6 protein-coding genes and 1 pseudogene (1 of these 7 cut by a window edge) are annotated in these 9,611 nt (G+C 62.5%); 6 read left to right on the top strand and 1 reads right to left on the bottom strand.

What is annotated here, in order from left to right:
• Both RHIBR816_RS0114875 and RHIBR816_RS0114870 read left to right on the top strand, forming a co-directional pair.
• A pseudogene (locus RHIBR816_RS0114875) lies at window positions 1–640 on the top strand (glycosyltransferase family 2 protein); it begins 401 nt to the left of the window's first position.
• Entirely contained in the window at window positions 640–2,433 is a 1,794-nt protein-coding gene (locus RHIBR816_RS0114870) for an ABC transporter ATP-binding protein (protein ID WP_026187016.1), read from the top strand. Before RHIBR816_RS0114875 ends, RHIBR816_RS0114870 begins: the two are co-directional and overlap by 1 nt.
• A gap of 54 nt (window positions 2,434–2,487) precedes the next feature.
• Here RHIBR816_RS0114870 and fba read toward each other — a convergent pair whose 3' ends face one another.
• A complete protein-coding gene (fba, locus tag RHIBR816_RS0114865; RefSeq protein ID WP_018237355.1) occupies window positions 2,488–3,534 on the bottom strand; it encodes a class II fructose-bisphosphate aldolase in 1,047 nt (348 codons plus the stop codon).
• 755 nt (window positions 3,535–4,289) lie between these two features.
• Here fba and RHIBR816_RS0114855 point away from each other — a divergent pair.
• Genes RHIBR816_RS0114855 through RHIBR816_RS0114840 form a run of 4 tightly spaced genes read left to right on the top strand, consistent with a single transcriptional unit; the run spans window position 4,290 to window position 9,589 of the window.
• Window positions 4,290–5,888 carry a peptide ABC transporter substrate-binding protein gene (locus tag RHIBR816_RS0114855; RefSeq protein ID WP_018237353.1) on the top strand — a complete coding sequence of 533 codons (1,599 nt, stop codon included), beginning with the start codon at window positions 4,290–4,292 and terminating at the stop codon, window positions 5,886–5,888.
• A 51-nt stretch (window positions 5,889–5,939) separates the two neighbouring features.
• A complete protein-coding gene (oppB, locus tag RHIBR816_RS0114850; protein WP_018237352.1) occupies window positions 5,940–6,863 on the top strand; it encodes an oligopeptide ABC transporter permease OppB in 924 nt (307 codons plus the stop codon).
• Window positions 6,856–7,986: an ABC transporter permease gene (locus RHIBR816_RS0114845; protein ID WP_018237351.1), complete on the top strand. Its 1,131-nt coding sequence runs from the start codon at window positions 6,856–6,858 to the stop codon at window positions 7,984–7,986. Before oppB ends, RHIBR816_RS0114845 begins: the two co-directional genes overlap by 8 nt.
• A gap of 1 nt (window position 7,987) precedes the next feature.
• On the top strand, window positions 7,988–9,589 hold the full coding sequence (locus tag RHIBR816_RS0114840) for an ABC transporter ATP-binding protein (protein ID WP_026187015.1): 1,602 nt from the start codon (window positions 7,988–7,990) through the stop codon (window positions 9,587–9,589).
• Window positions 9,590–9,611 lie beyond the last annotated feature (22 nt).

Genomic DNA, 9,611 nt, shown 5'->3' with positions numbered 1-9,611 from the left:
TCTGAAACGGCACTACGCGAAGGGCGAGCAGCGCGTGCTGCGCGGTGGGCGCGTCGAGCTCGGCAACCCGGCCGACCAGCCCTTTACGATCAAACGGTCGAAGATCGCTGCGCGGTTGACCCGCGATGTCCATCCCGGGGGCTTCGTGCTGGGCTGCAACATGACCATGCATCGCGAGGTCGCCGCTCTCATCGGGCGCTTCGACGAGCGCTTCGGCGCCGGCGCACCGCTGCATTCTGCCGAAGACACCGACTATCTGGTGCGCGCCTTCCATCTCGGTATTCCCGTGGAATACGTTCCAGACATGACGGTTTTTCATCACCACGGCCGAACGTCCCGCGCGGCAATCGAAAGGCTGCACCGCAGTTACAGCCTGGGCAATGGCGCACTTTGTGCGAAGCATCTCTTAAAGGCGCCGTGGCTGCTGCGCCACTTCTGTTGGACTGTCCGGTCAGCCTGTGGCCAGGTCTTCGGCGGCGCCCGGTTTGACCCCGCTCTGCAACTCTCGCATTGGCCGATCGTGTCGATGAACCTGTTGGGGGCTGCGAAGTTCGCCTATCTCGTCATGACAAAGCGGGCCGCCCCAACCGAGCTGCAGCCGATCAGCGAGACGATACCCGAGTTGGAGCGAAGCCCATGATGCTGCGGTTCCTCATGCCCGGTTTGCAGTTGCTGCGTAACGCGCTCGGGCGGCAATTGCGCCTGCTGCCATTGGTCGTCGTTCTCGGGCTCGCAAGTGCCGCGCTGGAAGGTGCCGGCATCGGCCTCATCATCCCGATGCTCGGGATCATTGCCGGTAGCGACGCTTCCGCCGGGCTGAGCGGCATCTCGGCGTTCTTCCAGCAGGTCGGATCGGGGCTGGACAAAGATGACAGACTGCTCGCGCTCGGGACCGCGATCCTGGCGCTGATCGTTCTGAAAAACCTGCTCGCCTTTGCAAATAGCGTGCTCACCAACTTCATCTATGGAAAGGCGAGCCATTCCATCCGCAGCGCGCTTGCGAACCAGCTCCTCAGGATAGGCTATCCGTTTTTCCTGCAACAGAACCCCGGCCGGCTGCTCAATATCATCTCGAACGAATCCTGGCGGGCCTCCGACGCGATACAAACCGTGCTCGCAGCCATGGTGAACGCCTCTGCCGCAGTGATCCTGCTGGCATTCCTGCTGCTTCTGTCGTGGCAGATGACGCTTTTCGTGGCGGTTGGTCTGGTCCTCGTCCAGGTGGCGCATGCGGCGCTATCGGCGACGCTCAAAGGCCCCAGCCGCAACGTCACCTCCTTCAACAGCGAGCTTGCGGCGCGGATGCTGCATCTCGTGCACGCCGGACGGCTGATCCGTGTGTTCGGGCAGGAGAGCCGGGAGAAGGCCGCATTCGATTCCGCTTCGGATTCCGTACGCCACGCCGGTTTCGTGCTGCAATCCCGACAGGGCGCGCTGCCGCCGCTGACGGAAGTGCTGCATTCCGCCCTGTTCCTGGCGGCGGTCGTCAGCGCCTGGTTCGCCGGCGTCAGCTTTCCGGTAATCGTCGCCTTTGTCGTCCTGCTCTACCGGTTGCAGCCGCATGTGCGGGCTCTGCAAATGTCCTGGAGCCAGATCCAGGGCTGGAGCGGCTCGCTCGAAGAAGTTCGGTGGCTCCTGGACTCGTCCGACAAGCCGAAGCCGCCCTCCGGCAGCAAGCCGGTCGATGGCTTGCACAGAGACATCACATTCGATCAGGTGACCTTCCGATATCCGGGCCTGGAAGCACGCCCCGTCGTACTGAGCGCCGCCGCCTTCGGGATCCGGAGCGGCCGTTCGACGGCGCTCATAGGCCGCTCGGGCGCCGGCAAGACGACGATCGTCAATCTTCTGTGCCGCTTCGTCGAGCCGGACGAAGGCTGTATCCTCATTGACGGTGTACCTCTCGATCAGATCGATCCGGCCCAGTGGCGGCGCCAAATCGCCGTGGCGAGCCAGGACCTAGAACTCGTGGATGGCACAATTTTCGAGAACATCACCTACGGTCAGGAGGCGACCGCAGCGGAAGTCGCGCGTGCGGCGAAACTGGCCGAGGCGCATGGCTTCATCGAAAGCATGCCGCACGGCTACGAGACCGTGGTCGGCTACCGGGGAGCCAGTCTCTCGGCTGGACAGCGCCAACGCATCGCGCTTGCGAGGGCGCTGGTGCGCGATCCGGCAATCCTGATCCTCGACGAGGCGACGAATGCGGTTGACGGCCTGTCGGAAGCAGCGATCGTCGAGACGCTGAAGCTGCGCGTCGGCCGGCGCACGACCATCGTCATCAGCCATCACAGAAGCACGATTTCATTCTGCGACGACGTCGTGGTGCTCGGCAGCGGCCGCGTGAAAAGCCAGACGCCACTTGCCGACGTGGCCACGCTCAGCATGGACCAGCTCTACGAGCACGAAGCGCCGCTGGAGCGTCAGGCGTAAAGCGAAAATGCCGTGCCCCTTTCCGGAAGGACGGCATCAGCCATTGGGCGGCCGTCAGGCCGCTTTCGCGTAGCGCTTCGCCATATCCTGCAGCTTGAGCACTCGGATCTTCGATGCCTGGCCGGCCGCGCGGAAGGCCTCGAAGCGCTCCTTGCAGACCTCGGTCATGTGCACGATGGCCGGTTTCAGATAATTGCGCGGATCGAAATTGTCCGGATGTTCGATATGGTGCTTGCGTATCTCGCCGGTAAACGCGAGCCGGAGGTCGGTATCGATATTGACCTTGCGGACGCCGAGCGGGATGGCCTTCTGGATCTCCGCGACCGGCACGCCCCAGGTCTTCTTCATCTTGCCGCCATAGGCGTTGAAGAGTTCCTGCAGGTCCGCCGGCACAGAAGACGAGCCGTGCATGACGAGGTGGGTGTTGGGCAGGCGCTTGTTGATCTTGGCGATCGTCTCGATCGAGAGGATCTCGCCATCCGGCTCGCGGGTGAACTTGTACGCGCCGTGGCTGGTGCCGATCGCCACGGCCAGTGCATCGACGCCGGTCCTGGAAACGAAGTCGAGGGCCTGGTCGGGGTCGGTCAAGAGTTCCTCACGCGACAGCTTGCCTTCGAAGCCGTGGCCGTCTTCCTTGTCGCCGGCGCCGGTTTCGAGATTGCCGAGGCAACCGAGTTCGCCCTCGACGGAAACGCCCGCCGCATGCGCGATCTTCACCACTTCGGCCGTGACCGCCACGTTGTATTCGTAGCTCGCGACGGTCTTGCCGTCCTTCTCCAGCGAGCCATCCATCATCACAGAAGTGAAGCCGTTGGTGATCGCCGAAATGCAGGTCGACGGCTGGTCGCCGTGGTCGAGATGCAGACAGACGGGGATATGCGGGTACTCTTCCGCTGCGCCGAGGATCAGGTGGCGCAGGAAGGCGTCGCCGGCATAGGAGCGCGCACCGCGGCTCGCCTGGAGGATAACGGGGGAGTCGGTCGCGTCGGCTGCGCGCATGACCGCCTGGATGTATTCGAGATTGTTCACATTGAAGGCCGGCAGCGCGTAATTGTTCTCCGCCGCGTGGTCGAGCAGTTGCCGCAATGTGATCAATGCCATTCGAAATCTCCCTGATGCTGGTGCGCCTCACTCCAGGCGCCGTGAATTAAGCGGCCCACGCGCCGCCACGGTGCGGGCTCGTTCGCCGGCGACGCGGAGGCATGCGAGTGCGCTCCGATGCCACCGGAACCGGCGTATCGGCCCAAGTCAGAGGCACAATAGTTGATCAAGTCCTTTTGGCAACCGGCACAATGGGCGGGGCGGACAGTTGATTGACGTGCGTCAGCGGTATTTGCTGTGGATGAAAAGCCACCCTGCGAAAATTCGGGGCATTCGCTTTCTGGTTGGTGGTGGCGTCCGCGAAGATATCCGCTGCGAACGACGCTTTCGTCGTGCTGGTTCTCTCTTTGCGTCGACCCGTCGCCTGGTTGTGAGTGACGCCGGCCGGAAACACGCAATGCGCGCGCCCCGCAAAAAGATTGCGAAAGGCGTCCCTAATTTTTCTGCATATTACGTAAAGTGCCATATCTATTCATGAAGTTTGCACGGAGCCGTTATCCTGCCTTCGCAAAAGAGCACGGTCTGGAGCTCTCCTTCTAATCTAAATCGTTGCAGTTGCGGGTTTCCGGCGCATAATTCGCGAGGTGAACATCCGGAGCAGGCGATGGAATCCGTCGCAACGACGCGATGCAACTAGAGCGATTATCAAAGTTTCGTTTTATAAAGGAGGATGCAAAATCGCCTTGCCTTTGGTGAGGATTTGCACTTCTCTCCTGCGATCAACCACACTCAAAACGAGGGGAAGGAGAAGAATAATGGCTTCATTGAAACTCAACCTCAGCGCTGCCGCGCTCATCGGCTCGCTGCTTATCGGTGCAAGCCCGGCGCTCGCTGAAGCTGTGTTGCATCGCGGCAATGCCGGCGAGCCGCAGACGCTCGACCAGGCGCATACATCCATCAATATCGAGGAGTTCATCCTCAAGGATCTCTATGAGGGCCTGACGATCTACGATGCAGCCGGCAAGATCATTCCCGGTGCCGCCGAAAGCTGGGAGCTTTCCGATGACGGCGTCGTCTATACGTTCAAGCTGCGCGCCGATGCCAAGTGGTCCGACGGCTCGCCGGTAACCGCCGAGGACTTCGCCTTCTCGTTCCGCCGCGTCGAGGATCCGAAGACGGCCGCCGAATACGCCAACATTCTCTTTCCGATCAAGAACGCCGAAAAAGTCAACAAGGGCGAAGTGCCGATCGACCAGCTCGGCGTAAAGGCGGTCGACGAAAAGACGCTCGAAGTCACCCTCGAGCGGCCGACGCCGTTCTTCCTGGAACTGCTTGCGCACCAGACCGCTCTTCCGGTCAGCAAGGCGAGCGTCGAGAAGAACGCCGCCGATTTCGTCAAGCCGGGCGTGATGGTCTCGAACGGCGCCTTCCGGCTGACGGCGCATGTGCCGAACGACAGCCTGACGATGGAGAAAAATGCGAGCTATTGGGATGCCGCCAACGTCAAGCTCGACAAGGTGATCTTCTACCCGATCGACGACCAGGCGGCCTCTGTGCGTCGCTTCGAGGCGAAGGAAATGGACCTCGCCTACAACTTCTCGGCCGACCAGATCGATCGGCTGCGGCAGTCCTACGGCGACCAGGTGCATGTCTCGCCGACGCTTGCGACCTATTACTACGCCTTCGATACACGGCAGGAGCCCTATAACGACGTCCGCGTTCGCCGGGCGCTTTCGATGGCGGTCGACCGCGACTTCCTCGCCAAGGAGATCTACAGCGGCTCGCAAATTCCCTCCTATTCGATGGTGCCGCCGGGCATCGAGGGTTACGGCGATCCAGCCAAGGCGGACTTCGCAGACAAGTCGCAGCTTGATCGTGAAGACGAGGCGGTCAAGCTGATGAAGGAGGCCGGCTACGGCGAGGGCGGCAAGCCGCTGAACATCGAGATCCGTTATAACACCAACCCGAACCACGAACGCGTGGCGACGGCGGTCGCCGACATGTGGAAGAACACGTTCGGGGCCAAGGTATCGCTCGTCAACCTCGACGTCTCGTCGCACTACGCCTACCTGCAGGAAGGCGGCAAGTTCAACGTTGCCCGTGCCGGCTGGGTCGCCGACTACGCGGATGCCGAGAACTTCCTGGCGCTGAGCCTCAGCACCAACAAGACCTTCAACTATGGCCACTTCGAAAACGCCGAGTTCGACGCGTTGATGAAGAAGTCCTATGAGGAACAGGATCCGGCGGCGCGCTCGAAATTCCTTCACGAAGCCGAGACCCTGCTGATGAAGGAGCAGCCGATTGCGCCGTTCCTCACCCAGGCGGACCTGTGGCTCGTGTCGAGCCGCGTCAAGGGCTGGCAGGACAATGCGCCGAATGCGCACTTGAGCAAGTTCCTGTCGATCGCCGAGTAACGAACTGAGGCGACGCGCGGAAGCCCGCGCGTCGCCTCCGGAGCCACGTCCATGATCTCCTTCGTCCTTCGCCGGCTGGCGAGTGCGGTGCCGACGCTGTTCATCGTCGTCACGATATCCTTCTTCCTGATGCGGTTTGCCCCCGGTGGCCCCTTCAATCTCGAGCGTCCTCTTCCTCCATCGACGATGGAGAACCTGATGAGGACCTATCATCTCGATCAGCCGCTCTGGCGCCAATACCTGATCTATCTCAGCAATGCGGTCACCGGCGACTTCGGCCCCAGCTATATCTACCATGACAACAATGTCGCGCAGCTGATCGGCAAGGGCCTGCCCTATTCCATGGAGCTCGGCTTCTACGCGCTGATATTGGCCGTTGTCGGCGGCGTCATCGCCGGCACGATCGCCGCGCTGAGGCAGAACAGCTTGCTCGATTTCGCCGTGATGTCGATTTCGACGGTCGGCGTCACCGTGCCGAATTTCGTCGTCGGTCCCGTGCTGACCCTCATCTTCGCGATCATGCTGTCGTGGCTCCCCGCCGGCGGCTGGGGCGACGGATCGTTCCGTTTCCTGATCCTGCCGATGATCGCGCTCGCGCTGCCGCAGCTTGCGGTCTTCGCCAGGCTGACACGCGGCTCGATGATCGAGGCGCTTCACACGGACCATATCCGCACCGCAAAGGCCTATGGATTGCCGTCCCGCTCTGTCGTCGTCACCCATGCAATGCGCGGCGCGATGCTGCCGGTGGTTTCCTATCTGGCACCTTGCGCGGCGGCACTGCTCACCGGTTCGGCAGTGGTGGAGACGATCTTCACCATCCCGGGCGTCGGCCGATACTTCGTGCTCGGCGCGATCAATCGCGACTATACGCTCGTCATGGGCACGGTGGTCCTCATCGCCATCTTCGTCATCGTCTTCAATCTCCTGGTCGATATTCTCTACGGCCTGCTCGATCCGAGGGTCCGCCATGACTGATATCGTCCAGGTCCCCACGGTCTCGCCGGAAACAAGAGGGCGCAGCCTCTTCCAGCTCGCGGCGCTGCGATTCCGCCGCAACCGCGCCGCCATGGCCGGCTGCGTCATGCTGGCGCTGATCGCGCTCTTCTCCTTTGTCGGGCCGTTCTTCTCGCCGCACAGCTACGATCAGGTCTTCCCCTCCTATGTGTCGATCGGCCCGAGTCTCGAGCCGCGGCCGGACACCTCGACGCTGCAGGAGGTGATGGAAAGTGTGGCGGCGCGCGCCCGCGTGACGCTCGAGGACTTCAACGTCGAGGGCGAAGCCTTCACCGCCACGGTCACCTCAAAGCAGCCGATCGACCCGCGCGCCACGCGCTACTTCGACCGGGCGAACGAGTTCGAGAACACTAAGGTCGTCGCGACCGAGGACGAAGGCCGCAGGCTGAAGGTCGAAGGCGAGGTCGATCGCGAATATTTCCCGTTCGGCACGGACTCCAACGGCCGCGACCTGCTTGTCCGCGTCATGCTGGGCGGCCAGATCTCGATCGCGGTCGGCCTGCTCGCCAGCCTCGTCTCGCTCGGCATCGGCGTCGTCTACGGGGCGTCCTCCGGCTATATCGGGGGGCGCGTCGACAACGTCATGATGCGCTTCGTCGAGATCCTCTATTCGCTGCCCTTCGTCTTTCTCGTCGTCGTGCTGGTCGTCTTCTTCGGCCGCAGCTTCATCCTGATCTTCCTGGTGATCGGTGCCGTCGAGTGGCTGGACATGGCCCGCATTGTGCGCGGCCAGACGCTTGCCTTGAAGCGCCGCGAATTCGTGGGTGCGGCACAGGCGCTCGGCTTGACGGATTGGCAGATCATCCGTCGGCACATCATTCCAAACACCATCGGTCCGGTGATCGTCTTCGTCACCGTCGTGGTGCCGAAGGTCATCCTGCTCGAAAGCTTCCTGTCGTTTCTCGGCCTTGGCGTGCAGGCGCCGCTGACGAGCTGGGGCGCGTTGATTTCCGAAGGGGCAAACAACATCCAATCGGCGCCGTGGCTGCTGATCTTCCCGGCCATCTTCTTCGTCGTCACGCTGTTTTCGCTGAACTTTGTCGGCGACGGCCTGCGCGATGCGCTCGATCCCAAGGACCGCTGACATGGCAGAAACCAAGGATTCCATTCTCGCCGTCCGCGGCCTCAAGGTGGATTTTTCCACCCCGGACGGCACGGTCGAAGCCGTCAAGGGCATCGATCTCGACGTCAATGCCGGCGAAACGCTGGCGGTCGTCGGCGAATCCGGCTCGGGCAAAAGCCAGACGATGATGGGCATCATGGGTCTCCTGGCGAAGAACGGCACGGTTTCCGGATCGGCGCGCTACCGCGGCCAGGAACTCATCGGGCTGCCGCCAAAGGCACTCAACGACGTGCGCGGCTCAAAGATCACCATGATCTTTCAGGAGCCCATGACGTCGCTCGATCCGCTCTACACGATCGGCCGCCAAATCGCCGAACCGATCGTTCATCACCGCGGCGGCACGTTCAAGCAGGCGAAGAAGCGCGTGTTCGAACTTCTCGAACTCGTAGGCATGCCCGAACCGGCACGCCGCATCGACAGCTATCCGCACGAATTGTCGGGCGGCCAACGTCAGCGCGTCATGATCGCCATGGCGCTCGCCAACGAGCCGGATATCCTGATCGCTGACGAGCCGACGACTGCGCTCGATGTCACCATCCAGGCGCAAATCCTCGATCTGCTCAGATCACTGCAGCAGCGCTTCGGCATGGCGATCGTGCTGATCACGCACGACCTCGGCATCGTCAAGCACTTCGCCGAGCGCGTCGCCGTGATGCGCCGCGGCGAGGTGGTGGAGCAGGGGAGCACGACGGAGATTTTCGAGAGACCCAAGGCGGACTACACCAAGATGCTGCTCGCCGCCGAGCCGAGCGGCCGCAAAGCGGCGCCCGCGGGCAATGCGCCGATCATTCTCGAGGGCCGCGATGTGGCGGTTGAATACGCCATCGGCAAGGGCCTGTTCGGCGGCTCGTCCGCCGTCTTCCGGGCCGTCGACGGCGTCAACCTGCGCCTGCGGCAGGGCCAGACGATCGGCATTGTCGGCGAGTCCGGTTCGGGGAAATCGACGCTCGGGCGTGCACTGTTGCGACTGTTGCCGAGCGGCGGCCACTACCGTTTCGGTACCACCGACATTTCGGGGTTCGACCGCAGCACGATGCGGCCCCTGCGCCGCGAGCTCCAGCTCGTCTTCCAGGATCCCTATGGCTCGCTTTCGCCGCGCCTGACGGTGGGCGAGATCATCACCGAGGGTCTTTACTTGCATGAGCCGGGACTGAACCGTGCGGAGCGCGACCGGCGCGCCATCGCCGCCCTGAAGGAAGTCGGCCTCGATCCCGCCTCGCGCAACCGCTATCCGCACGAGTTCTCCGGCGGCCAGCGCCAGCGCATCGCCATCGCCCGGGCGATGATCCTGAAACCGAAGGTGGTGATCCTCGACGAGCCCACCTCGGCGCTCGACCGCTCGGTGCAGGGCCAGGTGATCGAACTGCTCCGCGACCTGCAGGGCAAGCATGGCCTCTCCTACATCTTCATCAGCCACGATCTTTCCGTGGTGAAGGCGATGTCGGACTATGTGATCGTCATGAAGAACGGCCGCATCGTCGAGGAGGGGGATACGGACGCGATTTTCGAAGCGCCGAGAGAGCCTTACACGAAAACGTTGATCGGAGCGGCGTTCAATGTTTGACGTTGGAGGAGCGAAACCACTG

Source organism: Ensifer sp. BR816 (assembly GCF_000378985.1).
In the GTDB taxonomy this organism is placed as follows: domain Bacteria; phylum Pseudomonadota; class Alphaproteobacteria; order Rhizobiales; family Rhizobiaceae; genus Sinorhizobium.
This window is presented reverse-complemented; position numbering and strand designations above follow the sequence as displayed.